General features: G+C 47.6%; 27 protein-coding genes. 7 read left to right on the top strand and 20 right to left on the bottom strand.

Going from position 1 to position 24253, the window contains the following annotated elements; all coding sequences use genetic code 11:
* Positions 1 to 84: 84 nt before the first annotated feature.
* From PIL01S_RS24090 to PIL01S_RS24045, 10 genes are all read right to left on the bottom strand, one after another.
* Positions 85 to 570, bottom strand: coding sequence for a DedA family protein (locus tag PIL01S_RS24090; RefSeq protein ID WP_127539783.1), 486 nt, complete (start codon positions 568 to 570; stop codon positions 85 to 87).
* A 14-nt stretch (positions 571 to 584) separates the two neighbouring features.
* Positions 585 to 1130, bottom strand: a complete 546-nt coding sequence (pssA, locus tag PIL01S_RS24085) for a CDP-diacylglycerol--serine O-phosphatidyltransferase (protein WP_095361727.1) — start codon at positions 1128 to 1130, stop codon at positions 585 to 587.
* Between the two features lie 21 nt (positions 1131 to 1151).
* Positions 1152 to 2909, bottom strand: coding sequence for a sensor histidine kinase (locus PIL01S_RS24080; protein ID WP_127539781.1), 1758 nt, complete (start codon positions 2907 to 2909; stop codon positions 1152 to 1154).
* A complete protein-coding gene (locus PIL01S_RS24075; protein ID WP_095361726.1) occupies positions 2906 to 3586 on the bottom strand; it encodes a response regulator transcription factor in 681 nt (226 codons plus the stop codon). The genes PIL01S_RS24080 and PIL01S_RS24075 overlap by 4 nt, the downstream gene beginning before the upstream one ends.
* A 238-nt stretch (positions 3587 to 3824) precedes the next feature.
* The gene (gene thiD, locus PIL01S_RS24070) at positions 3825 to 4637 is read right to left on the bottom strand and encodes a bifunctional hydroxymethylpyrimidine kinase/phosphomethylpyrimidine kinase (protein ID WP_095292321.1); all 813 of its coding nucleotides are present in this window, start codon (positions 4635 to 4637) and stop codon (positions 3825 to 3827) included.
* Between the two features lie 105 nt (positions 4638 to 4742).
* Positions 4743 to 5441 (bottom strand): ABC transporter permease, encoded by a 699-nt coding sequence (locus PIL01S_RS24065; protein ID WP_164764334.1) that lies wholly within the window; start codon positions 5439 to 5441, stop codon positions 4743 to 4745.
* Positions 5434 to 6357 (bottom strand): ABC transporter ATP-binding protein, encoded by a 924-nt coding sequence (locus PIL01S_RS24060; protein WP_127539777.1) that lies wholly within the window; start codon positions 6355 to 6357, stop codon positions 5434 to 5436. The genes PIL01S_RS24065 and PIL01S_RS24060 overlap by 8 nt, the downstream gene beginning before the upstream one ends.
* 125 nt (positions 6358 to 6482) lie before the next feature.
* Entirely contained in the window at positions 6483 to 7412 is a 930-nt protein-coding gene (locus PIL01S_RS24055; RefSeq protein ID WP_164764340.1) for a sensor histidine kinase, read from the bottom strand.
* The gene (locus PIL01S_RS24050; RefSeq protein ID WP_371859986.1) at positions 7412 to 8080 is read right to left on the bottom strand and encodes a response regulator transcription factor; all 669 of its coding nucleotides are present in this window, start codon (positions 8078 to 8080) and stop codon (positions 7412 to 7414) included. Before PIL01S_RS24050 ends, PIL01S_RS24055 begins: the two co-directional genes overlap by 1 nt.
* A gap of 215 nt (positions 8081 to 8295) precedes the next feature.
* Entirely contained in the window at positions 8296 to 9138 is an 843-nt protein-coding gene (locus tag PIL01S_RS24045) for a DegV family protein (protein WP_127539773.1), read from the bottom strand.
* 305 nt (positions 9139 to 9443) lie between these two features.
* Here PIL01S_RS24045 and PIL01S_RS24040 point away from each other — a divergent pair, with 305 nt between their 5' ends.
* The 4 genes from PIL01S_RS24040 (at position 9444) to PIL01S_RS24025 (ending at position 12778) form a co-directional block, all read left to right on the top strand.
* On the top strand, positions 9444 to 10220 hold the full coding sequence (locus tag PIL01S_RS24040) for an ABC transporter permease (RefSeq protein ID WP_127539771.1): 777 nt from the start codon (positions 9444 to 9446) through the stop codon (positions 10218 to 10220).
* On the top strand, positions 10217 to 11017 hold the full coding sequence (locus PIL01S_RS24035; protein ID WP_127539769.1) for an ABC transporter permease: 801 nt from the start codon (positions 10217 to 10219) through the stop codon (positions 11015 to 11017). Before PIL01S_RS24040 ends, PIL01S_RS24035 begins: the two co-directional genes overlap by 4 nt.
* Positions 11018 to 11037: 20 nt before the next feature.
* A complete protein-coding gene (locus tag PIL01S_RS24030) occupies positions 11038 to 12006 on the top strand; it encodes an ABC transporter ATP-binding protein (protein ID WP_127539934.1) in 969 nt (322 codons plus the stop codon).
* A gap of 94 nt (positions 12007 to 12100) precedes the next feature.
* Positions 12101 to 12778, top strand: coding sequence for a succinylglutamate desuccinylase/aspartoacylase family protein (locus PIL01S_RS24025; protein ID WP_127539767.1), 678 nt, complete (start codon positions 12101 to 12103; stop codon positions 12776 to 12778).
* A gap of 49 nt (positions 12779 to 12827) precedes the next feature.
* Here the strand turns inward: PIL01S_RS24025 and PIL01S_RS24020 are convergent, their stop codons facing one another.
* The 5 genes from PIL01S_RS24020 to PIL01S_RS24000 form a co-directional block, all read right to left on the bottom strand.
* Positions 12828 to 13226, bottom strand: a complete 399-nt coding sequence (locus PIL01S_RS24020) for a MerR family transcriptional regulator (protein ID WP_127539765.1) — start codon at positions 13224 to 13226, stop codon at positions 12828 to 12830.
* Positions 13227 to 13247: 21 nt separating this feature from the next.
* A complete protein-coding gene (locus PIL01S_RS24015; RefSeq protein ID WP_127539762.1) occupies positions 13248 to 14693 on the bottom strand; it encodes an alpha/beta hydrolase family protein in 1446 nt (481 codons plus the stop codon).
* A 299-nt stretch (positions 14694 to 14992) separates the two neighbouring features.
* Entirely contained in the window at positions 14993 to 15454 is a 462-nt protein-coding gene (locus tag PIL01S_RS24010) for a FixH family protein (protein ID WP_127539760.1), read from the bottom strand.
* A gap of 17 nt (positions 15455 to 15471) precedes the next feature.
* The gene (locus tag PIL01S_RS24005) at positions 15472 to 15924 is read right to left on the bottom strand and encodes a disulfide oxidoreductase (RefSeq protein WP_127539758.1); all 453 of its coding nucleotides are present in this window, start codon (positions 15922 to 15924) and stop codon (positions 15472 to 15474) included.
* 195 nt (positions 15925 to 16119) lie between these two features.
* Complete coding sequence (locus tag PIL01S_RS24000; RefSeq protein WP_127539932.1) at positions 16120 to 17754, bottom strand: copper amine oxidase N-terminal domain-containing protein; 1635 nt, start codon at positions 17752 to 17754, stop codon at positions 16120 to 16122.
* Positions 17755 to 18092: 338 nt separating this feature from the next.
* Between PIL01S_RS24000 and PIL01S_RS23995 the strand changes: the two genes are divergently transcribed.
* Complete coding sequence (locus PIL01S_RS23995) at positions 18093 to 18299, top strand: hypothetical protein (protein WP_127539756.1); 207 nt, start codon at positions 18093 to 18095, stop codon at positions 18297 to 18299.
* Positions 18300 to 18313: 14 nt separating this feature from the next.
* On the opposite strand, the gene PIL01S_RS23990 is transcribed toward PIL01S_RS23995, so the two are convergent.
* The gene (locus PIL01S_RS23990; protein ID WP_127539754.1) at positions 18314 to 19189 is read right to left on the bottom strand and encodes a phosphotransferase; all 876 of its coding nucleotides are present in this window, start codon (positions 19187 to 19189) and stop codon (positions 18314 to 18316) included.
* A 355-nt stretch (positions 19190 to 19544) separates the two neighbouring features.
* Between PIL01S_RS23990 and PIL01S_RS23985 the strand changes: the two genes are divergently transcribed.
* Both PIL01S_RS23985 and PIL01S_RS23980 read left to right on the top strand, forming a co-directional pair.
* The gene (locus PIL01S_RS23985; RefSeq protein WP_246058542.1) at positions 19545 to 20651 is read left to right on the top strand and encodes a stalk domain-containing protein; all 1107 of its coding nucleotides are present in this window, start codon (positions 19545 to 19547) and stop codon (positions 20649 to 20651) included.
* Positions 20652 to 20847: 196 nt separating this feature from the next.
* The gene (locus tag PIL01S_RS23980) at positions 20848 to 21123 is read left to right on the top strand and encodes a WXG100 family type VII secretion target (protein WP_095292300.1); all 276 of its coding nucleotides are present in this window, start codon (positions 20848 to 20850) and stop codon (positions 21121 to 21123) included.
* Between the two features lie 89 nt (positions 21124 to 21212).
* Here the strand turns inward: PIL01S_RS23980 and PIL01S_RS23975 are convergent, their stop codons facing one another.
* From PIL01S_RS23975 to PIL01S_RS23960, 4 genes are read right to left on the bottom strand one after another with little or no spacing between them, the layout of a single operon-like run.
* Positions 21213 to 21479, bottom strand: coding sequence for a DUF4176 domain-containing protein (locus PIL01S_RS23975; protein WP_127539752.1), 267 nt, complete (start codon positions 21477 to 21479; stop codon positions 21213 to 21215).
* A gap of 26 nt (positions 21480 to 21505) precedes the next feature.
* The gene (locus tag PIL01S_RS23970; protein WP_127539750.1) at positions 21506 to 22234 is read right to left on the bottom strand and encodes a hypothetical protein; all 729 of its coding nucleotides are present in this window, start codon (positions 22232 to 22234) and stop codon (positions 21506 to 21508) included.
* Positions 22235 to 23197, bottom strand: a complete 963-nt coding sequence (locus PIL01S_RS29945; RefSeq protein ID WP_246058541.1) for a hypothetical protein — start codon at positions 23195 to 23197, stop codon at positions 22235 to 22237.
* Positions 23198 to 23235: 38 nt separating this feature from the next.
* On the bottom strand, positions 23236 to 24063 hold the full coding sequence (locus tag PIL01S_RS23960) for a hypothetical protein (protein ID WP_127539748.1): 828 nt from the start codon (positions 24061 to 24063) through the stop codon (positions 23236 to 23238).
* Positions 24064 to 24253: the final 190 nt, after the last annotated feature.

Below are 24253 nucleotides of genomic sequence, written 5' to 3'. Positions count from 1 at the left end.
TTTCTTTCAAACTTCTAGAAAAACAAAAAAAGACCGCTCCATATACAAGAGGTCTTCATCCTCAACCCGAACAGGTTGTCCCATTTAAGTTAACACACCAACGTAGAAACCGATCGATATAAACACAACGCACCATATAAATGCCCCGATCCCGGAGATCACTACATATTTTCCGATGGCCATGCGGCTGATGCCGGAGAAGCAGCACATCAGATGGCGAATGCCAGGAATAAAGTAGCCGAGGATAATGGACCAGTACCCGTACTTCAGGAACCAGCCCTCCACCCTCCCCAGCCGTTTGGGGTTAACCCCTATCCACTTGCCATACTTCACGACGAGGGGTCTGCCCGCCTTCTTGCCAATTGCGTAGCTGAGCAGCCCGCCTGTAAAAGCACCGCCAAAGCTGACAATGATCGAAACGGAATAGTTCAGGACCGAGATGGAGGCGAGATAACCGACAAAGGTCATCATCACCTCATCCGGGATGGGCATACCGAATACGCCCAGAGCGAGCAATCCATAGATTGCGAAATACCCATATTGACTAATAAATTCTTTAGCAATTTCCATGACTGACTCGCTCCTTATTTCGGTTCCACGATGTCCTTCTCATGAGGCGCCAACACCTGTTTCAGAGATGGGAATCGAATTTGGCTGACCATTAGACCGGATAATACAACGATAACAAGATAGGCTACACCGTGGGTGAAATAAGGACTCCAGAGCGCGAAAAAGGACATCAGTCCGCCTGCAAACGTAATTGGCATTCCAACGAAACCTACACTTGCTGTCTTCTGACAGTTGTAACGAGCGAGGCGCAAGGCGCCGCATACCGGGAACAATGCCGTTAATGCCATGCCAAGCACACTTACTTCGTTCATGGAGTTCAGATACAAAATCAGCACCGGGGCTGTTCCGAAGGAAACGACATCAGCCAGGGAATCCAGGGCTTTGCCGAACTCCCCTTCACAATGCAATTTACGGGCGGCAAAGCCGTCAAACAGATCAAAGAACATGGCAACCCAAATCATTGTCACAGCCAGTGCGAACTCGCCATGAATGGCCATGATGACGGCGAGCATGCCAGAAGTTAAATTGCCCAATGTTAAAATGGACGGTAAAGATTTCATAAGACTTGACTCCCTTTCGTACTAAGCATTAGGAAAAATAATATAAAAGCGGACTCCGTCCGGCGTGTTCTCCACTCCATAACTGCATCCGTGCAGATCAAGAATCTGCTTCGCGATGGCCAGGCCCAGGCCTGTTCCTCCCATTTTGCGATTACGTGATCGTTCTACCCGATAAAATCTCTCCCAGATATACTGGCGTTCAGCTTCCGAGATCCCCTCGCCTTTATTCTCGATGGAGATTCTTACCTGCCCTTCCAGCCTGCTGATCTCTATCATTATATCGGTCTGCGGCAGCGCATGACGTATAGCATTCATCATCATGTTATAGATCACTTGCTCCAGCTTGCTTCGATCTCCTTCTACGGTCTGCTCTGTAGTGGAGACAAGCACGATTTCGAGCCCTTTTTCCTTCAGCTGCGGGCCGAGACGCCCGGCAATCTCCTCGATCATGTCTCCAAGGACAACTGCACCAATATTCAGCTTGATCGCCTGAGATTCCAACCTAACGAGATCCAGCATTTCTTCAACCATCGTCTCCATTTTGACCGCTTCATCCGCAATGATCTCAATGTAACGCTCCCGCTTGTTCTCGCTGACTCCATCCTTCAGCCCTTCGGAATATCCCTTGATGATACTGATAGGCGTTTTGAGTTCATGCGATGCATCGGCAAAAAATTCACGCTGCCGCTGTTCAATCCGCTGCTTCATCTCCATATCAGTCCGCATTTGACGATTCGCCTGTCTGAGTTCCTCCAGCGTCTGCCCCAATGTGGTGGACAGAGCGTTCAGGCTATCGGACAAACTGCCAATTTCATCATTGCGTTTGATTGGTGATTTCACGGAGAAATCAAGCGTCGACATTTTTTTGGCCACATGGTTCAAGGCCAGTAAGGGTTTTGTGACAATTCTGGACAATAACAAGGAAAGAAACAGAATCAGCACAAAAGCACCCATACCAAAATATGCATAGAACAAACGTGTTGCTTCGTTCGCTTCCCTCATCTCCTGCAGAGAAGTCAGGGAAAAAATAAGCTGCTGCTGTGGCCCGTTTTTGTGAACCGGAGCAATGGTAATCACATTCCGAACACCACTCCAGCTATCCGTCCATTCTTCATTAAGCATCTTGCCATTCGCCAAACTGAGTTGATCCTCCGTCGAGAGCGGAAAGCGGCTGTTCAGTGCCTGCACAAGCAATCCCTGTCGCTGACTCCATGTTCCCAAATTCGGAAGCACCACTTCGGTCAATACGCCAGACCATTCCTGAACCGGTTCAGAGAGCTCCTGAAAGTCCTCCGTCCCTCGCGCGGCAGAATTGTTGTCCTGGATTTTTAACGGATAGACCATCGGTTCGTTCAACCCGCTGGCCGGACCTGTGACGGTCAATTCCTGGCCATATTTCAGATGAGTGGCAATCCAGCCCGCGTTCTCACTATTGATGAACAAGGATAGGGAGACCTTCACCTGACTACCATCCTCGCGGAGCAGGGTAATGTGAAACGGATCGTTGACCAGTTTGCCCGTACTTGTCAAAATCACCAGATGCGACTGATTTTGACGCATGAACTTCCCGGTTTCCTTAGCCAGTTGTATACTATCCCAATGCCCTCTGGAATACTGCTGTTCAAATTTCGCCAGTTTTTTCTTCATGCTGCTGATCTTCTGATGCTGGTAAAAGTCCGGGAACCAGACCAACTGTGCGGTCACTGATGTTCCATATAAGAGGAGCAGAAAACCAGCCATAACCAGAAATAGCTTCATCGTTACACCATTACGTCTCATGCCTCAGCCTCGAATCGATATCCCGTGCCAATAACTGTCCGGATACACTTGGCTTCATCCCCTAGTTTGCTGCGCAGCTTCTTGATGTGCGTATCCACAACGCGGGAATCACCATCAAAATCGTATCCCCAGACCCGATTAAGGATCGCATCCCGGGATAGAACGATTCCCTGATTGCGTGCCAGGTAGAGCAGCAGCTCATACTCTTTGGGAGCAAGCTCTACCTCCAGTCCATTCATCTCCAGTCGTCTCGCCCAAGGATCAAGCAATGCGTGACCAAACCGGATCACACCCTGTTCCCTGCTGATCGCACCTTCGACTCGCTTCATTAATGTCTCTGCACGCGCAACCAGCACACGAGGGCTGAACGGCTTCGTTACATAGTCATCGACACCAAGGTTAAATCCGTGGATCTTATCATCATCTTCAGACCTTGCGGTCAGCATTATAATAGGTACGGTGGATTGTGACCGAATATGCTCACAGAGCGTCCATCCATCCATTTCAGGCATCAGCACATCCAGAATGACCAGATCCACTTCATGCAGATCCAGCAGTTGGAGTGCTTCAATTCCATGCTCCGCCTCGATTACATTCCATTGTTCCTTTATAAAATAATCGGCCACAATTTCACGAATGCGGCTTTCGTCTTCCACGAGAAGCACTGTTCTCACCATGGCCGACTCTCCTTTTATCTTTCTTCTGTTAACATACTGATTCCATGTGTCGTTCGTGTGTCCATCCATGTTCTGGAATGAACTCCATGTTATATACGATTAATACCCCATATAAGTTACCGAATTCGCAGCAACCCACACAAAAAGGCGGTTGCCAACGAGCCACCTTCGCCCATTGACAACCACCCTTCAGCTGAATCCAAGTTCTCTTTCCCGGTATCGCTTACCGCATCCGCTATTAGCGTTGTTGCTCCAAGCGGTGTGCCGCGTGCAACGTCGGGCCAACAAAACGATTGAGCGGGAATCCGCCAGCAATCGCTTGAGTAATGAAGGCTTTGCCTTCACGTACAGCCTCTTTTACGGACAAACCGCGCGCCAAACCAGCGGTAATCGCTGCAGAGGTTGTACAACCCGCCCCATGCGTATAACCGGAACCAACAACATCGGCTTCATACCATTCGTAGTTTTTGCCATCATAGAGAAGATCCATCGCTTTGCCTGGGGTGATGACGCCTCTGTCCTTGATCAGGACATGCTTCGCCCCATGGTTGTGAATTACAGCTGCTGCTGCTTCCATCTGTTCCTTGGAACGGATCGGTCCGCTCTTGGCCAGTTGGGAAGCTTCAAACAGGTTTGGAGTAACCAGGTCAGCACCCGGCAGCAAAAATTCAATCATTGCTTCCGTATTCTCAGGCTGCAGCACCTCATCTGTACCTTTGCAGACCATTACCGGATCGATTACGATCTGTGGCAGACCGCTGCGGCGAACATGCTTCGCTACCAGTTCAATAATATCTACGGAACCCAGCATTCCCGTCTTCATCGCATCAAAACCAATTCCGTCCAGAACGGTACGGAGCTGTGCTTCCACTACATCCAGAGCCACGGGGAAAACCTGGTGGTCCCATGTTTCAGGCTCCATCGCCACAACCGTCGTCAGAACGGTCATACCGTACACACCAAGCTCCTGGAATGTTTTCAAATCAGCTTGAATTCCTGCGCCGCCGCTTGTATCTGAGCCGGCTATTGTCAATGTTTTTGGAATCGTCATGGTAGTCGCATTCTCCTTCATGTTTCAGTTGACATTATCCTATCCCTTGTACGAGCGGATGTCAATGGCATCTGAAGCCATACGAAGCATGGTTTTTCGAGCATTTCAATTCACGTCTTTTGTCTCCAGCCGAACCATGGAAAGTGAAGCAATCCAAAGTCCGATGGCGCCTAGGGTTAAAGGAATCACGATAATGGAATTGATGGAAACGCTCGGTCCATTTACGCCGGAACACACTACGAGAACCAGGAAAATGGATGACACCATGGTTGCCGTGACCGAGTGCTTTCGCATGCCGAACAACAAGGGGATCAATGCCATTGCAGCAGCAGACAGCGAACTAATCGTATATTTGATCAGCAATTGAAGTGCTTGTTTACCCGTCAGCTCATCAGTAATAAAGGGATAAAAGTGATCTGTTGTCAGCAGGATCGCTCCCATTAGCAAGTTGGTAAACATAATCATGAAAAAGGTAAACGCAAATACAATAATCAGCTTGGCTGCAATAATTTTGTGACGTTTAATTGGATAGGTAAACATCACATTCATCGTTTTGTTGCTATATTCGCTAATAATCAGCTTCGATATCAATGCCCCTCCAAAAATAATAAAGGTTGCCCGGGCAAATGTATCAATCAGCATAAAGGAGAGAGGATACGTGGTAAAAGCATAATCTTCTGCTCCCCAGTCCACCACACCAATCATGATCAGAAACAACAGAATCCCCACATTGGCGATAGCTGCGTATCCGAAATTACGAGCAAACCGGTGTTTTCGCATTTCCAGAAAAATAAGTTTAAGCAACGTCCTCATCCCCCTTCACCAGGTTTAGAAAGTGTTCCTCCAGCGAATGGGACCGCTTGATAATCGACTCAATCTCAACACCATGCTGAACCAGACTGCCTGTTAATTGGGATGGAGATACACCAGGGTCATAAATGCGAACTGTACGATCATCAACCAATTTATAATTTTTCAACTCAAGCTGATGCTCAATAACATAAATCGCCTTGCGTCCATCCATCACCTGCAGCTCGATATAATCGCTCTGAGTCCCACGAATGCTCTCCATGGACACTTCCTCGACCAGACGACCGCCACGAATCACCCCTACCGTATCGGCAATTTGCTCAATTTCGCCCAGGATATGACTGGAGATCAGGAGAGTAATTCTATATTCCGTACTGAGGCGTTTGAACAGATCACGCATTTCTTTAATTCCAACCGGATCGAGCCCGTTGATCGGTTCATCCAGAATGAGGAGCTCCGGCGTTGTAATCAGTGCACGCGCTATACCAAGCCTTTGCTTCATTCCCAGAGAGAAGTCACGCACCGGTTTCTTGCCGGTATCCTTCAGACCTACACTTTCCATCATATCGCCGATAACCTTCTTGTTATGAAACCCCATATATTCGCAGTGAAGCTCCAAGTTATCTCTGGCGGACAGTTTATCGTAGAAAAAAGGATATTCAATAATGCTGCCTATTGGCTTAAGCACTTCATAAGAGTCAGGGGTAAGTTTCTCCCCGAACATTTCAATCTCCCCTACGGTGGGCTTAACCAGATTGGTCAACATTTTCATGATTGTCGTTTTCCCTGCTCCGTTCGGCCCTAAAAATCCGTATATTTCACCTTGCTTAATATTCATATTGACGTTGGATACGACCTCCGTGCCTGCATACGTTTTGGTCACACCGATGGTGCGTGCAATATATGTCATCTCTTCTGTTCTCCTTTACGATCCCTGACGGGTTCTTATATCTGTATTGTAAAGAGAAAAGTCTGCTTTTTTATTAATCAAATCTTACAAAAAACTTAAGTTCCTCCATCCACACAAAAAGGCAACTAACGAGATTTAAGAGAGATTTTAAATGAAGTCCGCTCATAGGGTACACTGCGCAGCTCAATGCGTCCTCCCATCCGTTCGACAAGTCGCTTCGTGATGGTGAGACCAAGCCCGCTTCCATGGTAGAGACGGTTACGGGAATCCTCCAGGGTGTACATGCGTTCAAAAACACGGTCTTGTTCTTTTTCCGGAATGCCTTTACCCTTGTCCCAAATCTGCAGCATGACCTCTCCATGATTCGTTGGTTCAAGCAGCAGACCCAATACCTTACCATCCGCCCCATATCGCATTGCATTAGTAATCAGATTATCCAGTACCCGGTCGAGTGCATCCTCATTGCCGGTCACGAAGAGATCACTCTCAGGAATGGACAGCTCCACCTGCAGACCCTGATTCGTTAACATTTCATAAAAGGAGAGCATCTTCACCCTGCATAATTCACTAAGATTTATTCGAGTCAAGGCAAGCTCGGTATCCCCTGACTCCAGTTTCGCCAGATCAAAGAAGGAATGGATCAGACGCAGCACCTCCTGCGCTTTATCCTGAATCTTGCTGATCATCCCTTCCCGTTCCTGATCGGTTAATGAAGAGCTATGGAGCAGCGTTTCACTATAACCCATCACGACCGTGAGAGGGGTTTTCAAGTCGTGGGAGATGTTGGAGAGCATATTGCGGATCTCCTTCTCCTGATTGGCATAACGGGCACCGGTTCGGTGTGCGTAATCCAGCAATTCGTTGATATCCCCCAACAGAAGTCGAATCTGTGCATCGCTGCTAAAGACCAGCAAACGCTCATATGTCCCCTCTTCCAGAATGCCTCCGAGCTTCTGATGAATATATGCCAATTGCCGGCTGCGCTTATTCAGCTTCACAGCGAGTAAAATGACAACCATGAGGAGAGCAACCGTTAAGATGGCCAATAGGATGATCACTTGGGCTCCACCTCCAGCTTATAACCGATCCCCCACAACGTTTTGATATAATGCGGATTCGATGGATCTGTCTCGATCTTTTCGCGCAGCCTCCGCATATGTACGTTAATGATATTTTCGTCTCCATAATACGGATCGTTCCAGACAGAGGCGTAAATCTGTGCCTTCGTAAACACTCTGCCAGGATGCGTAACAAACAGCTTAAGAATGCCAAATTCCTTGGATGTCAGTCTTACAGGGACGCCTTCCCGCTCCACTTCATAGGTTTCCACATCCAACACCAGCCCTCCAATTTCAATCCGTTGATCCTTGGCTGGTGTCGAGGTAACCGCCGGTACCGTATAGTTGGCGCGGCGAATTGCCGCCTTGATTCGCGCGGTCAATTCGATGAGGGAGAACGGCTTGCTCAAATAGTCGTCTGCACCGAAACCAAGCCCCAGTGCCTTGTCCACTTCCCCATCCTTTGCAGATAATATTAATACCGGGACAAGACTGGCAGCTCTGATGGTCTGCAGTACGTCCATGCCGCTTCGCTGCGGCAGCATGAGATCCAGAATGACCAGATCAAACGCAGGCTCCGCTTGTTGAAACTTGTGCTCTGCCTCTAATCCGTCATATGCGTACGTGACGCTGTAGCCCTCTTTCTCCAGATATGGTCCAACCATCTCGCTAATTGAACGATCGTCTTCCACAAGCAGCAAACGGTGAATCGACACGTGATTTCCCCCAACTTCTTTGTTTTCTTTTATTACCTCACAGTTCACCTGAATTGGCAATGCGTGGAATAGCACTCTTTCTAATCTCATCTCAAAAAACAAAAAAGACAGGGAAGCCACCTATATTCAAGGCGGCTCCCCTGCCATATCGATCATTAATCCATCTATGTCGTCTCGCTGCGTATCCAACACAGACCAATCGTACCTGCGCCTGCATGAATACCTACTACAGGGATAAAAGGCATGATTTCCGTCTTCAATCGGGGCAGCAGATCGGCAATTTGCTGCTTGATCGTGATGGCTTCTTCCTGATTATCGGCATGCATGATACACACATGTTTTACTTTCTCCATGTCTACCTTAAGCACCTCTAACATGCGCTGTTTGGCTCGTTTGAAGGTACGAATCTTCTCGTTAACGACGACCTTGCCCTCTTCAAATCGCAAGAGCAGGTGAATTTTCAACAATTGGCTGAGTACTAGCTGTGTGCCTGACACGCGCCCACTGCGGTGAAGATGCTGAAGACTGGCCGGAATGAGGTAAAAGGACATATTATCCATCATCTGTTCAATATGAAGCTTGATTTCAGATACGGAACATCCCTGTTTCTGCATTTCCATACCTTGCAAAATCATCTCCCGCAGCGGGTAGGCTCCCGCTCTGGAATCAATTGCCGTTATCGATACTCCAGCAATCTCTGCCGCCTGCATTGAAGTATGCAGCGTTCCGCTAAGTGCAGTTGAGCAGTGAATGGTAATAATCTCATCATACTGACCTTTTAGCGATTCATATAGTTCGATAAACTCACCTATAGGCGGCTGAGAGCTGCTTGCCCTTGAAGCCTCTGCAAGCTTCTCATAGAACTGTTCGGATGAGATGTCCTCGGTCTCCCGATAGCATTCCTCTCCAAATACAACGCGCAGCGGTACAATGTATACGTGATTTTGCTCTGCAAACAGCGGATCGAGTGTGCTGGTACTGTCGGTAACCCATGCAATTTTTTTCATTCCAACCTTCTCTCTTGCCGGATTGTTGAAGCTGTATCCTCCATCGTCAGGCACATGCCCGGCGGATTATTTTAAATTTAAATAACACAGATTGTAAACGTTTACGTCATTACTCCTTAATTATAAAGGACCTGGCGAACCGATGTCTTGTGGCGCATTATTGAACAGCCCTGTTTCTTCCGGGATATCCCAAAAAAATGTCTTGCCTGTGAAGGAATAAATTGGTATGCTGTTGTCCTTCTCTCTTTTTCGCCTTGACTGAAGTGAACGGGACCGCCGTTCAATCCACTTATCGGAGGTGTCAAATGCTTTATCTCACTCTGGCTTCCAAAGCCTACGCCCGGAATCTGCAATATCGCGGGGCACACATGGTACATAACCTGGCAAGCGCCATGTTCGGTTACATGTATGCCTGTCTCTGGATCGGCATCGGGGCCGATCACGCACTCGGGGAATACGGGACACAGGGGATGGTCAGTTACATTGCGTTTACGCAATCCTCTCTCTGGATCTCGGGTTTTCTCACCAATGGACTCGGAATTCCCCTTACGGTCAGGACAGGGCAGATCGCGCTGGATCTGATGAGGCCGGTGCATCTGTTTACTCACCTTATGGCACGCGAATGGGGACAGATTGCCTACCAGTTCGTGTACAAGAGCATTCCAATCTACCTGCTATTCTCTATCGTTTTTTCCCTGCAATGGCCTACGAAGGTCTCAACCCTGTTATTTGCAGCGCTTGGTCTTGCCGGCGCATCCTACTTATCCATCTGCATGAATTACATCATTGGGGTTACTGCCATCTGGACGACCGAATCATCCTGGCTCCACTGGGGCAATCATGCCCTGATGAATCTGCTGGCTGGTTTCTTCATTCCGCTCGAATGGCTTCCTGACTGGCTCGAACGTCTGGCCTGGTTATCACCCTATCCCTTTCTACTCTATGTTCCTACCCGAATCTATCTCGGTTTTGAAGATGGCTCCTTGCTCTGGGGAACCTTGCTTTGGTGTGTGCTCATGACCCTGATCTGTCTGGTCATCACCCGTGTGATGCGCCGCAAAGTGGAGGTGCAGGGCGGATGAAGCGAACTTCCTGGTACCATCTATATAAAATACTGATTCGAACGAGCATCCGCAGCCGGATGCAGTACAAGTTCAATTTTATATTGGCTTCCGTTCTGGCCGCACTGATTCAGATTTCAGAGTTTCTCATGGTTGCGCTGGTGCTGCATCAGTTTGGTGCGATTAAGGGCTGGTCTCTCCATGAGATCGGTTATCTGTTCGCGATTATGACGTTATCCAAAACACTTTACCGCACCTTCGGCAATGAGGTTCATCATCTGGAGAAGTATTTAGTCGGCGGCGAACTGGATCAACTGTTAACGAGGCCCATGCCCGTATTACTTGCACTGCTACCGCAAAATTTCCGCATCATGGTCGGCGAAGTGCTTCAGGGAGGATTCATTCTATGCTGGTCTCTGGCAGGCATGATGCACAGTGGGCAGATCGGATGGACGGTCATTCCCCTCTCTCTGCTGATTATTGTGACTGGGGCCATCATCCTCTTCTCTATTGGACTGGCTACAGCGACGCTGGGATTCTGGACCACACGCATTGAGGAGCTGCAGACAATCACCGAAGATGCAGCCCGTACGGCTGCCCAATATCCGCTAACGTTATATCCCAAATGGATGTCCGGCATTCTGCTGACGGTCATTCCGGTTGGATTCGTCAACTACATCCCCTCCCTGTATCTACTGCGGGGTCAAGGCGGAGCTTGGGTGCTTGCAGGGATTGCGGCTGTAGCTGCTTTGTGTCTGGCTGCCAGTCTGCGCTTCTGGAAATACGGTATCACCAAATATCAAAGCACGGGAAGCTAAGGAGGGTTCTTACCATGAACATGATTACAGCGAGGCAGCTGCAAAAAGAATTCAAAACGCCGGTCGTTCGGGAAGGCCGGTTCTCTGGACTTCGGACGCTATTTTCACGCGAATACGTGTCCAAAGAGGCTGTACGTGACATCAGTTTTGACATTCCACAAGGGGAGTTCGTTGGATACATCGGGCCGAATGGTGCCGGCAAGTCGACCACTATTAAAATGTTGACCGGCATCCTCCACCCGACCTCGGGGGAAGTCCTGCTAGCCGGCATGAACCCGCATCAGGAAAGGCTGCAAACGGTAAGACGACTGGGAGTAGTGTTTGGTCAACGCAGCCAGCTCTGGTGGGATCTGCCCGTGAAGGATTCGTATGATATTCTGGCTGAAATGTACGGTGTACCTGCTGAACTCAAAAGGAAACGGTTGTCCCAGTTCGCTGAACTGCTGGACCTTGAATCCTTCTGGTCCACGCCAGTCCGTAAACTCTCACTTGGACAACGGATGCGTGCAGATCTGGCAGCTTCCATGCTGCATGATCCGGAACTGCTTTTTCTCGATGAACCCACCATTGGGCTGGATGTGAACGCCAAACGGAATATACGTCAGTTTCTGCGGACTTTAAATGAAGAGTTTGGCAAAACGATTTTGCTGACGACCCATGATATGGATGATATCGAGCAGTTATGCAGCCGGGTGATGGTTATCAATCACGGCCGGCTCACATATGACGGTACGATCTCCTCTCTGCGGGACACGATTGGTCTGCCCACAATTATCCGGGTAACATACAGAGGGGAGTTTCATATCCCAGACGCCATACCTCCTGCCATACAGATTACAGGTGTGGACGGACTGGTCGTTACTGTACAAGTGAACCGGAAAGAATGGAGTACTATGGATATTTTGAAGCTGCTGGAGCAATGGGGCGAAATTATCGATGTGGAGATGCAGGAACCCGATTTCGAAGATATTATCCACCAGGTATACTGATTGGCCCAATTTGGACAGATCTGGATGAGGGCCTGTTCGGATGCCGTTACATGCAAGAAGGACATGACGTACTGTAGTAACGGAGGTGAGGTTCATGCTTGTCACTAAACATGTACTAGCAGCGTCCAGCACATATTCTACTCCCTACTACATGGTGCGTGGTGCAGCGTCTGGCCCCGTGATGGTTGTCACTTCCGGCGTTCATGGAAACGAAACCGCAAGCATGGCTGCTGCGCAAAAACTCGCCGACGATTGCGCAGCAGGACGACTATCCATTCAGCGCGGTCTTCTCATTATTATTCCAAGAGTGAACCAGAAGGCTTATGACAAAAAAATCAGGGGCAATCCCGATCTGAACAGAACATTTCCCCGCCGCTTATCTGCTAAATCCAGGCATCCACTTGCTTCTGCCGTCTTTCGTCTGGCTCGTGAACATGGGCCAGAATGGTGGATTGACCTGCACGAAGCCAACGGATTGTCCCAGCTCAGCTCCCGTGTATTAGGGCAAACTCTGATCACCAATCCCGGAAGCCGTGCCGTTCCGGCATGCAGAAGAATTATTGAGCACATGAATCGTTCCATCGCCATTCGTGATCGGCATTTCAATTTGAAGAAGCATGAGCTTCCCGGATCTGCCCGGACAGCTGCCGCCAGACTGCTGCAGGCCCGTTCCGTCACCGTTGAAACCTGCTGGAGCCTGAAGCGATCAGTACGGATCAAGTACCAGACGAGAATTGTACACCACTTTTTGCGGGAAGCAGGCTTCATATGAAATGAGTAACCTCCCAATTCCATCGTGATGTGGAAGGGAGGTCACTCACTTATTCTTCTTTATTGTTACGGAAGGATTGAATATAGTTATGGATATCCTTTTCCGGTGTCATGAGCAGGGCTTCAAGGAACGTCTGCATACGCTGCAGATTCTCGATGTGACTCTCGATATCTGTGATTCGTGTACGTACAAGCATCTTCAGCTGCTCACTTTCCATATCCTCCTGGCTAAGCAGCTGCAAGTTTTCCTTAATCTCTTTCAGCGAATATCCAAGCGCTTGTGTGTCTTGAATGAATTTGATTTTAACCAAATAATCCTCTGTATATATTCGATATCCGTTAGATGCCCGGCGAGGAGCAGGCAGTATGCCCATGTTCTCATAGTAACGGATGGCTGCCATGCTTATTCCTGTCCGTTTTGCCAATTCACCTCTCGTCATGGTATCCATAAAGCCTGTCCCACCTTTTTCTTAACGTTGTTTTCCCTGGTCATTGTCTATGTTTGTATACTTGGTATCGTATGCTGCCTCCGGGAAACGGTCTGATGGTCCTTTCAACAACACCTGCTGCTCTCCTTTAAGATAGCGGTCGAAGAATGCCAGCGTGTATGATCTCGTGATATCCACATTATGCTCGGGCGTCATCCCTCTGGCAAACATTTCGGGCGAGATCAACGAAATATCCGTGAAGCTCTGGTGGAAAAAGCCATCTACTGTCAGGTAATACGTATCGTTCAAGCTCTGTGTCATGACATGATTCAAATCCGGTTCAAATTCAGGATAAAACACGTTATCTTTTTCGGTAGCGTCCGGTTCTAAACTTTTGGCTGTCTCACCTGACATGATATACATAAACGGCTGTTTCAGAGATACCTTGGACACTTCACCCCAGAAGCCGCCTTCCAGACTAAGCCCTGCGCTAAAACGATCATCCTGAGCCAGAGTTTCCACTGTGGTTGCCCCGCCGTAAGAGTGTCCAAAAATGCCTACACGATCCAGATTCAGCTTGCCTTCGAGCAGCCCGTTCGGATCATGACTATTCCATAATGTAAGTGTATCCAGTACAAAGCTTGCGTCTGCAGCACGAATGCCTACGTCTTTGACATTATACTGGTACAGTTCCTCTGACGTCCCGAATTCAGGACCTGCTTCATAAGCCACGACATGCCCGTCCGGAAACGTAACTAGTGCTGATGTGTACGGATGGTCTATCCCCACAACAATGTATCCATGGCTAACCAGTTCTTCAATAGCGGTCATACTTTGGAAACGGGCAGAACGAACCCCTGGCGAGAACAGCAGCACAGGATAATTGCTCTCTGCAGCCGATACCTTTGCACCAGTGACCACATGTGTGGGAATCGTGTCCAGATAGCTAAACACCTGTGGTGGAATGCCGAACACGAGGCTGATGGCTTCACCCATCTCTGCGGGATAATGCTCCAGCGGAAGTCCCTTGGCAGCTTCGTGATCCACTGGATACCAGACATTGATCATAAGTTCTCGCTTGTCTCCTGGCTCAGGCGATTTCGTCTCTTCGCGGGATTCATCCACGAGATGCTGTTGAAATGTTCCTATGGCATAAGGACCCGTCGGCTCAGGCATTGTAAAAGCCGGAAGTAACCAGGTTAGTGCCACTGAACTTGCACTAAGTACCAATACCATGATAGAAGCCACCGTGGCTTTGATCCATGATCTGTGATTCTTTTGTCGAACAACGATCATAACCAAAAGAACCAGGACCAGAAGATATGTAGGCAGCATTTGCACTCGAAATTGCTCTATTACACCGTGCAGCGCAGTAAACAAAACCAAAGCAGATATCATAACCATCCTCATCCCCCGCCTCGGACGAACCAGCATCAATATGGCGACCACAACGGTTACAAGTACTAAAATCCATTCCAATATTCTCATCGTTCAACCTCCAACATCTCTGTAATACAACAAGGATAAACCTTGAAGCACACTTCAAGGTCAAGGTTAAACTTTCGAATTATATCATAAAGGGGCTCATATGATCTCTTCCAGCTCGGGAACGTCCTGAAGGTCTTAAACGCAAGCGGTATTTAGAATATTTAAGCAGAACATATCAGTAGTCATGAAGTAGCTAATAACAGTCATCCATTAGAAAACCCGTCATACGTGGTACAGCGGCCCTGATTGGCTCGTACCTCCGTCTGACGGGTTTTAACGTTCAACTAAGCATTCTTTTTTTAATTTCCCGAAGCGCTCTCTACAGTCACCTTGGTTCTTGGCATCGCATGCATGGCCCCAGCGGTTACATGGACCTGTACGACATATACGCCCGTTTCCTCGAACGCATAGTTGGCCTCGTAAATTCCATCCCCTGCGGATTGGGCAGTAATCGCTCCCTGAGCTTCAAGATCCTCCGGATTCATCATTCCTTGATCTACAGCAGGTGCTGCTGGCTCATTCTTTTCATTCCATACCTGAAATTGCACATGGTCTGCATCATCCACGGGCTGACCTCCCTGCGTTAGTTTAATCTGCAGGGCAACATCATCCTGGATGGACACCTTATCCGGTACCATGAGCTGCACCTTAATCATCTCCAGCGTATCCGTACTCTGGGATTGCTCATCGTTGGAGCAGCCCACAGTCGTAAGGAGCAGAATGATCATTAACGGCATGAACCAACGGACTTGTCCACTCATCCATCATCTGTCCTTTCTTATGAAGAAGATTTTGGTGTTTTGCCAATTCCCCACAACATTACAATAATGATGATAAACGCAATCAGGGCAAGCAATGGAATCGTGATGAAACCAAACCAGTTCAAATAGTCGGTATAGCAAGGAATTTGCCCACAAGCGACGGAATTGCCAGTAGCCGAATAGATTCGTTGAATCGTAACGTGGTATAACGAGATTCCACCGCCAATGAAACTAAGCGGAAGCACATATTTGGTGATCCCTACATCATCCTTGAAATAGGCGATCCCAAGCACTATGGTCAGTGGATACATAAAAATTCGCTGGAACCAGCATAGATCACAAGGGATATATCCCTTAATCTCGCTGAAATATAAACTTCCTCCCGTCGCGATGACGGATACGGCCCAAGCAATAAACAGCCGGGTATCCACGTGTCTCGCCGAACGCTCGGGTTTTGATGATGCACTCATTCATCTGGCCTCCTCTGCATTTTGAAATATCATAATACCTCATTCATGACGCAAGGGCTATTCAAGCCGTTATGTAGGGTGTTACATGATGATCATTATACCAAATATTTGAATAAATTGGTGAAACACAAAAGAGCTGCCTTGCGGGCAGCCCTCCTGCTTCTTTCTGGTTATTCGTTAGTCGATTTCCTACGATTACATGGATTTGGTCAATGTGATGGAACCGTCCTTTTGAGCCCATTTTACGTCCCAGTTCAACAGCTCAGCAATGAAACGCAGTGGTACTTGGGTACGTCCGTCTTTGTTAACAAACACTGTGGAGCCTACGTTCTTCTTCATACCGTTCACTTCCATGACTTTGTTGTTCACCCAGAATACGAGGGTATCCTCACCAGCCATAACCGTAACTTCCTGGGCTTTTTTGTCCCATTTCACCGTTGCACCAATTCCTTCACTCAGGAAGCGAAGTGGAATGTACGTCGTGTTTTTCCAGAGCACCGGTGTAGTATCCATGTTGGTCGTTTTATCGTTAATTTTCAGCATTTTGCTGTTCAGCTTCATCCAAACAGTGGTCATATCCGGAGCTGGCGTTGGTGTTGGGGCAGGTGTCATCGGCTCCTGAAACTTGTCATTGTTCTGAGTCACGATCGCATTACCCAGGGCTTGACCTACACCAAACATCACTTTGAAACCTTCACGATTCGTGGTATACGAAGCATCATAATTACCGGCTGCATATTGGTCGAGAACTTTCTGTACTTGTTCTTCGTGTGTAGTCAGTGCTTCTTGTCCGGCTGCCTTAGGAAGATTGCCTGCTGTTGCCGAATCCAGAAATGCAGCGAATTCTGTGGTGAAACCATCAATACGCTTCTCTACCGCTGCACGAGCTGCTGCGTCATTGTTTTTAACGGCCTTTACATAGTCACTCTGTGCATTAACATGATTGGTTACCCAAATTTTCTCGAAAGCGTTGGCCCCGTCATTACCGTAGATGGAAGCAATGGCTGCTTTGAAATCAGCTGTGTTCCCGGCTTCAGCTGTAACCAGAGCATTCGAGGCTGCTGTGCGTCCGTCGTATTCCTCTTGCATTTGCAGGGCAGACAGCGCAAAGTGCTCGGAGGCCAGGTGATTCAGAGCGGATCTTAGATCTGCTGCCTTTGTATCGGCTTTGGTGTTCTCGAACTTTTCAGGCATTTGTGTCGTGATTGCCGTGGAGAGCGCCTTACTTACGTCGAACATCTCCTTGAAACCTTCACGGTACGCCTTGTATGCATCGCTGTAATCTCCGGCTACATATTCATCGAATACCTTTTGCACGAGATCCTCATGTACCTTCAGTGCTTCTTTTGCTGCCGCTTTGGGCAATTTGCCTTCCGTTGCGGTGTTCAGGAATGTGGAGAACTCATCGACAAATCCATTGATATTATCCTGTGCTTGTTTGATGCCAGCCTGGTTGCCCATTTTGGTTGCTTTCACCAGATCGTCGGTGTATTTGTTGTGAGCGCGGAAGATGCGTTCGAATTCCTTCGCACCTGCATCACCGTACAGGGAGGCGATGGCCGGCTGCATATCCAGGGCATTTTGGTCGAGTGCTTTGTAAGCTGCGTCTGCATCTTTTGCTCCGTCATATGCTTTAGCCATAGCTGTTACCGCCAGTGCAAAATGTTCCGACAATAGGTGATCCAAGTTTGCTCTAAGGTCAGCAGCAGGTGTGTTCACCGTTGCCTTCATCGTAGTCATTGGCGTCTGTGGCGCGGAAGCAGCCCCTGCGATTCCCGGCATCAAGAGCGTCAAGCTTAGCATGGGTGTGATAAACTTCTTCATTTTCATTTTCATTACGTATTCACTCCTCAATATCATTTTGTATGCTTTGTTTCCTCGTCGTCGTTTTCAAAGGGTGTAACGCAGGGATCTCCAATCTGGATCACCCCATAGGCAAAAAAAATTCACGGCCTCCGTTCGGGAGAGCCGCGAATCCGCATCATTATTGGTTTTTTTCATGCTCAAAATGATTTAATTTATTGTGATCTATTGTTGAAATTGAGTTATATCCACTGTAATTCAGCTGCTTTATTTTCCTTAATCTCACAAATAAAACCTTACATCCCAGGTTATCCTGGGGTACAATAAAGGAGATGAATTATACGCCTTTTGAAGGAGGTTCACTCATGAGTTGGCTGCCTTATATTTTAATTATTGGTATTGCCTTGTTTGGCGGCATTGCAACCCTGATCATCGGAAATTCCAAAGCCAATCAGACCAGTAACCCCGAATACGACCGCCGAACCAAACAGAATTTGAGCCGGTTAACCTATGTATACATTGGTGCAATCGTGCTTGGCATGGGCGGACTGATCCTTTATCTTGTAAACTAAACGACCTACCGAGTTCAATGAAGTATGACTTTAAATCTGTTCAACATCTCAATCGTTCGTTCTACATATAAGATGGTTGGGGAATCCATTCCCCTTTCCCTGATCACCGCCAAACACCCCCGCAGCATCCATATATGGATCTGTTGATACAGACTCTTCCTGTTCAAAACTGCATTCCCGTTCCTGTATCCGCACTCGAAATCTGCCACGATCATATCTAGTTCTCTTTCATTTACCGATGAAGGTATGGTGGAAGTCAGCGCGGCCGCCAGATCAAAATGATGATTCCCCCTCCTCACCTCACCCATATCAATAATGTAGATGTTCTCCTTCGTAAATAACATGTTCCATGCGCCAAGATCACCATGAATCATGGTATTATTCTTCGGTTTATATTCCATGCACTGCTCTGTATGTTCTGCTAAAGCCCGGATTCCTACAAGTGATGAATTCTTCACTTCATTGGACACAGCACTCCATAATTGGCGTAACGGATAGCGATCCTTCTGCTCTGGAATATCCAGGTGAGAGATCAGTTGATGAAAAAGGGAAATCACGTTACCCAACTGCACAAAATCAGTGCTCACTTGATGATACGGAGTTGTATTGTCTATGTAGGTTTGCAAATTATAAATCTCATGATTGTAGATGATATAGGATAGACCATCTCTGGCTTTGAGCATCTTTGGAGAAATGTTTACAGATCCCAGCACTTGATAAAGTTTATGTTCAGCCTGAGCCTGCTGTTCATTTTTGAGTTTACGCAGAACATATTTTCCAGATGCTGTATGAATCAGTATCGCCTTAGAACTGTTACCTTGCTGCAAGGCAGTGCTGGTTAGCACTTGGCCAATATCATAATGTTCCCTCACAAAATCGATGTCAGTCATAACTCCTCTCTCCTTTTCTTTGGTTTGGTATCACATAAATACATTTGCAATGTTTACAAGTTGGAGATAATTCAGAATTATTATGGATAACTTCCGGGTTTAATATAAAGCCATAAGGGACGGCGAGCCCTACAAATGACAATCATAAGTTGATCCTAACATTTTACACAGTAACGTAGAGTGCAGAACCAATCTGAAGAAGCGAAGCGGTCACCTTTATCACCGGATTTACCCTTTTAAAATAAGTCAACAAATCTGGGGATAAGAGGGATCGGAGGATGGTACTGCAATCGAAGTGGTAAAGTGTAAATTCGATCAGATCAACTTATACACTGAGCCTAAAGGAGAGATATATATGATGAAAAAAAACCTGAAGAAATCCGCTGCAACGGTGATGGTACTTGGCATGACATTAACAGGAGCAGCTGGTGTATTCGCCGGTACTCAACTGGAGAAAATATCCGCTTATCTTAATCACGGCATCAGCTTCAATGTAGATGGGGCAGCTTATACACCAACGGATGGCAATGGGAATAAACTTGCACCGATCACTTACAACAATTCAACTTACCTGCCTGTACGTGCCATTGCGGATGCACTGCATGTTCCTGTATCGTACGACGGCAAAAAAGGTCAGGTTACCATCGGCGAAGCAACGAGCAATCCTTCTGCCCTATCCAATGTAACCTATAGTGCGGCGCAAAAAGAAGCGATTCAAAAAGCATTTGCACAGTTCGATGGTTTTGAAACAGCCTATGCACCTCAGCAAAGTATCCAAGGTGATACATTTAAAAGTGTAGGCGCCGGGGGCGATGGTGTAAGCTTTATCTTCACCCATATGAAAGTAAGTGTATCACCACGTGATTACTCGGATGGCTATGACAGCAAAGATGTGAAATTGTCCAATGGCGTTAATGCCAAATGGTACACTCCGGATCAAACGGGCATGCTGACATTCCCATTGGATGATCGCTATGTTACGCTCAGCTCCCCTGACCATAAGTTGACTCAGGCACAGCTGGCTCAGGTGGCCGTATCTGTCCAAAAGGTAAATAACAACGATCAAGGCATTACCGGGTTTGCCAATGTAAATTACACCAAGGAACAAACAGCTACAATTCGTAAAGCATTTGCGACATTCGATGGCTTTGAGACGGCTTACGCGCCTCAGCATATGATGGCCGGAGATGCATTCAAAAGTGTGGGTGCCGGTGGTGATGGCGTAAACTTTGTATTCAAAAATATGAATGTGACAGTATCCCCAAAAGACTACTCGTTCAGCTATGATGGCAAGGAAGTCAAACTGTCTAACGGTGTAAATGCCAAGTGGTATACACCGGACAAAACGGATATGCTGACATTCCAACTGGATGATCGCTATGTTACGCTCAGCTCACCAAATAACGCACTGACACACATGCAGCTGGAACAAATGGCTGTGTCTGTGCAAAAACTGAAATAAAACGAATCATACCAAAACACACATCATGCTGTCCCCTTCTAATGGGGCAGATTGGATGTGTGTTTTGTCCTATTCCAAACATATGACTGTTATGAAAATATGGCTTTCGTCCAGCTTCAATTCGCTCAAGATGCGGTTATAATGAATGGTATATGCACATTTAATAGAGACATGAACAGATAGGGAGGGAAAAACAATGAACCAGCGAATAGATCTTTCGCCTGAGGAGCTGCAGCAGCTGGCAGGTGAATTCAGCAAGGCTTCCCAGAATGGTAATGATATTTTGGCACAGCTGAGAACGATGGTGGATCAAGCCGAAGGCCAGTGGGAAGGTGAACGGCAGCGTGAATTCATGCAGCGGATCAACGACAGTATGACATCAATCAGCAATTATCTGCTTGGTTTGCAGGAGACCAGCACCAGCCTGCAGCAGACAGCAACCCGCTTCCGTGAAACGGATCAGTCACGCTAGGACTGATCCGTTATTCGTTAAGGTTGTATTTTACCTTTGCACATTTCTGCAAAGTTCATATTTATTTTTTTTCAAATCAAGCCCATCATTTATTCATTCAAATTCCCTGCAAATGCTTCTTCTTCCTCATCCACATACCCTCTAAAAATGATCTCTTCGATATCTTCATGATTGAATACATACGTATAATCCGGATTAATATATCCTTCCGGGTACAAACATCCAATGTAATCGAACTGACGAGGCGGTTCTGTCATTAACATCTGCTTGCGTCCATAAATGACGAGCTTTTTGGTGCCTTCCTTCAGCCGGATTACGGAGCCGTTGGGCAGTAAAGTCTCTGTTTCCTTTTCCATATGGTATGTAACCTCCTTCAACTATTCTACGCTTTATGGGCGGTGGTTTCCTTCGGGGCATGCAGTACCCGGCGCAGCCAGTAATACCGATGCAAATCCATGATAAAGTGAAATACAACAAAAGCCAGCATAATATAGACACACATCAGGACCACCGCAACCGTCTGCTGCGTGACAAAGACCAACGATAGATTGGCCACCAGATAACCGGCTCCAGTCAGCATGGTCAGCGTCGCGACAGGCATACGTGAGCCTGCACCCGCTTTTGGGCGATGTGGAGACTGCTGCAGCTTACGCAGATGGAACCTGGCATACTGATATAAGGCGAAGCCGTACACTGCAAATGACCCGATCGCATACCAAGGGGTTGTCAGCCCAAGCATGCCATAAGCAAACTTTTGCACGATGATCATGAATCCCAGGGAACAGACGATTCCAAATACGCCGCGGAACAAAACATAATTCAGCTGCAGTCTGCGCGGTGCCACAATCAGGGCTACTGCCCACACATTCATGACTGCCAGAGGAGGCAGCAGAATATAAGCATATAAGGACTGGAACGGAATACTAAAAACCGGGATCAGCAGGAATACATTCAGAAAAAAGAGCACCAGCGTACCTGCACTGAAACGAATCCCATCCGCTGCATATACCGCAAGATAATTCTCAAACGCGTCCGGGTGGTATGAGGTTCCTTCTACGCTTTTGGCAGCAGAATGGTTCGTCGATGATGTGGAACGTTTCTGACGTGCCATCTATTTAAACCATCCTGATACGGTAGACCAGGCCTTCTTCGCTCCGTGTTTCACCACGTCTTTCACGGAATCATCCTGCCCGTCGCCATCCAGATCCATATTCATGGTTACCCCTTCTGCGAGATACGTCAGACCTACGGATACGCCCAAACCAACCGCACCAACGGCCAGGACGGGTGCTGCCGCAGGCAGAATCGCAGCGGTCAGCAGGGTTGCACCTACTGTCGTTGCCCCACCAACAACAACGTTTCCGATGATATCCCCGGCAATTTTGTCAGTGGATGCGTTCTGGCTGATGTTCTCCTGTGTGTCTGTAAACACATCAATGCCGACACTGGCCCAGCCCAGTTTATCCGTTAATGCTGACCTGACCGCATAACCCGGTTTGATCATTGAGGCGATTTCCTTAATCTGAGGCGTAGCTGTTCCGTTGGCTATTTTGGCTTCAATGTCACGAACATAATGAATTTTATAGTCCCGGGGTCTGCCATTGACTACTGGATTATTTTTGACGGAATCATAGCTTTCACGAACCAGAATTCGCGGGGTATTCCGATCGAGCTGCTGCTTCACCATATAGCCATTTCTAACCCGATACCCCAGCTTGGCAACAGCCGCTGCCGCCGTCAGTGTACCCACCGTGCTGCCAGGACCATCGAATGGTGCGAGTAAATTAATGCCCGTTAGCCCAAATGTACCCCCGGATTGATCTTCCTGTTCCATTCGCTCACGAGTCGTTTTCACATATGCAGCCAGCTGCTGCATGCTCTGTCCGGCAGTCTGAAAACGCTGCTGGTGCGACTGGTACAGACCGATTATGGTCTGCCGATTCCCCGACTGCCAGGCCGCTCCCTGGATGGAGCGCTGGAGAACACCATCTACCTGCTGCAGCTGTGCAGTGACCTGTTCAATCTGCTGTGCCAACGAGTTCAGGTACTCGGATTTCATAATAATCTTGGTCAACTGGATCTCCCCCTTTAGCTTACCTACGTTCTATGGGATTAAACTGCAGGCAAAATGGATAACGAACGCGTCGTTAGCAGAAAAAGACTCTGGATCAGCTCTTCTTCTGTTATCTTGAATGCTGTAAATAGTTCTTTTCTTTCATTTTCCTTGTCTTCGATGAACAGCCAATTGCCTGCACAACTACCGATAAAATAAATCGTCTGAGGCTTGTTCTGCATCCCGCGGGTGGATACCTCAAACTGCCCTTGTTTCTCAACGTTAACAAACGCTTGGGTCAGTTCGTGAATTGCCGCCGAATATATATGCAGGTCCTGGCGCAAGGCGTAGGTTACCCTTTCAATCCCGGATTCGTTATCCAGTGTCAGCAACTGCTGCAGTGTGTGCTTCTGAATAGGGGTATGGATGGATTCCTCGGCAGAGTCAGGCAATTCAATCCGATTGCCCATAATACGAAGCATGTCCTGCAAGCTTTCGAATGAAGTCAGGGTCACCTGATCCCGTTCAGGATTCCAGAGCCATTCAACGATGGTTGTTCCGGAAATGAAGCCATAGGTCAGAGATGATTCACGCTGTTCTGAGCTTGATGTCTTCAGATGAAGTTTCATCACTGCGCTGCTGAGCTTGCAGCTCTGGAGCAGCTGATGGACTTGCGGATGTATGGTAATGTCGTTATCTTCAGATTCAATAACGCCATCCTTGATCAGATCGGTTTTTATTTTTTCAAATGTACGTCTGGCCTGCTCACCCTGTAATGCAGCATCGTTCAGATGTGCGAAGAGCACTTCAGCTTCCGGGATATTCATGATCTGAAACAGAAACAGCGCCTCCCGGCCAGAGCAGGTAAACGAAGTATATGTAGGCAAAGTCATTCCTCTTTTCCATGATTTATGCATCAAACTCCAAGGGAAGAGCCTATCTTTTTATTGTAAAAGGATAGGCATTCAGGCTCAATGCGCCCCCACTCCTGTTCTTGGGACGTTCAACCTGATTATATTTACCCACTAAGCCGTGTAACGGCACAGGGTTAAAATCACTTCTGAATCTTGAAATTTA

The organism is Paenibacillus illinoisensis NBRC 15959 (assembly GCF_004000925.1).
In the GTDB taxonomy this organism is placed as follows: domain Bacteria; phylum Bacillota; class Bacilli; order Paenibacillales; family Paenibacillaceae; genus Paenibacillus; species Paenibacillus illinoisensis.
This window is presented reverse-complemented; position numbering and strand designations above follow the sequence as displayed.

Bases quoted from the DNA above. Each gene is read 5' to 3' on its own strand.
- PIL01S_RS24035 (WP_127539769.1), top strand. From the start codon at position 10,217: ATGAAGCGAACTTCCTGGTACCATCTATATAAAATACTGATTCGAACG.
- PIL01S_RS24005 (WP_127539758.1), bottom strand. From the start codon at position 15,924: ATGAGTGCATCATCAAAACCCGAGCGTTCGGCGAGACACGTGGATACC.
- PIL01S_RS23980 (WP_095292300.1), top strand. From the start codon at position 20,848: ATGAACCAGCGAATAGATCTTTCGCCTGAGGAGCTGCAGCAGCTGGCA.
- pssA (WP_095361727.1), bottom strand. From the start codon at position 1,130: ATGAAATCTTTACCGTCCATTTTAACATTGGGCAATTTAACTTCTGGC.
- PIL01S_RS24015 (WP_127539762.1), bottom strand. From the start codon at position 14,693: ATGAGAATATTGGAATGGATTTTAGTACTTGTAACCGTTGTGGTCGCC.
- PIL01S_RS24030 (WP_127539934.1), top strand. From the start codon at position 11,038: ATGATTACAGCGAGGCAGCTGCAAAAAGAATTCAAAACGCCGGTCGTT.
- PIL01S_RS24050 (WP_371859986.1), bottom strand. From the start codon at position 8,080: ATGGTTGGACCATATCTGGAGAAAGAGGGCTACAGCGTCACGTACGCA.
- PIL01S_RS24075 (WP_095361726.1), bottom strand. From the start codon at position 3,586: ATGGTGAGAACAGTGCTTCTCGTGGAAGACGAAAGCCGCATTCGTGAA.
- PIL01S_RS23990 (WP_127539754.1), bottom strand. From the start codon at position 19,189: ATGACTGACATCGATTTTGTGAGGGAACATTATGATATTGGCCAAGTG.
- PIL01S_RS23985 (WP_246058542.1), top strand. From the start codon at position 19,545: ATGATGAAAAAAAACCTGAAGAAATCCGCTGCAACGGTGATGGTACTT.
- PIL01S_RS24020 (WP_127539765.1), bottom strand. From the start codon at position 13,226: ATGGATACCATGACGAGAGGTGAATTGGCAAAACGGACAGGAATAAGC.
- PIL01S_RS24080 (WP_127539781.1), bottom strand. From the start codon at position 2,909: ATGAGACGTAATGGTGTAACGATGAAGCTATTTCTGGTTATGGCTGGT.
- PIL01S_RS24000 (WP_127539932.1), bottom strand. From the start codon at position 17,754: ATGAAAATGAAGAAGTTTATCACACCCATGCTAAGCTTGACGCTCTTG.
- thiD (WP_095292321.1), bottom strand. From the start codon at position 4,637: ATGACGATTCCAAAAACATTGACAATAGCCGGCTCAGATACAAGCGGC.
- PIL01S_RS24060 (WP_127539777.1), bottom strand. From the start codon at position 6,357: ATGACATATATTGCACGCACCATCGGTGTGACCAAAACGTATGCAGGC.
- PIL01S_RS23975 (WP_127539752.1), bottom strand. From the start codon at position 21,479: ATGGAAAAGGAAACAGAGACTTTACTGCCCAACGGCTCCGTAATCCGG.
- PIL01S_RS24045 (WP_127539773.1), bottom strand. From the start codon at position 9,138: ATGAAAAAAATTGCATGGGTTACCGACAGTACCAGCACACTCGATCCG.
- PIL01S_RS23970 (WP_127539750.1), bottom strand. From the start codon at position 22,234: ATGGCACGTCAGAAACGTTCCACATCATCGACGAACCATTCTGCTGCC.
- PIL01S_RS24090 (WP_127539783.1), bottom strand. From the start codon at position 570: ATGGAAATTGCTAAAGAATTTATTAGTCAATATGGGTATTTCGCAATC.
- PIL01S_RS24010 (WP_127539760.1), bottom strand. From the start codon at position 15,454: ATGAGTGGACAAGTCCGTTGGTTCATGCCGTTAATGATCATTCTGCTC.
- PIL01S_RS23995 (WP_127539756.1), top strand. From the start codon at position 18,093: ATGAGTTGGCTGCCTTATATTTTAATTATTGGTATTGCCTTGTTTGGC.
- PIL01S_RS24040 (WP_127539771.1), top strand. From the start codon at position 9,444: ATGCTTTATCTCACTCTGGCTTCCAAAGCCTACGCCCGGAATCTGCAA.
- PIL01S_RS24025 (WP_127539767.1), top strand. From the start codon at position 12,101: ATGCTTGTCACTAAACATGTACTAGCAGCGTCCAGCACATATTCTACT.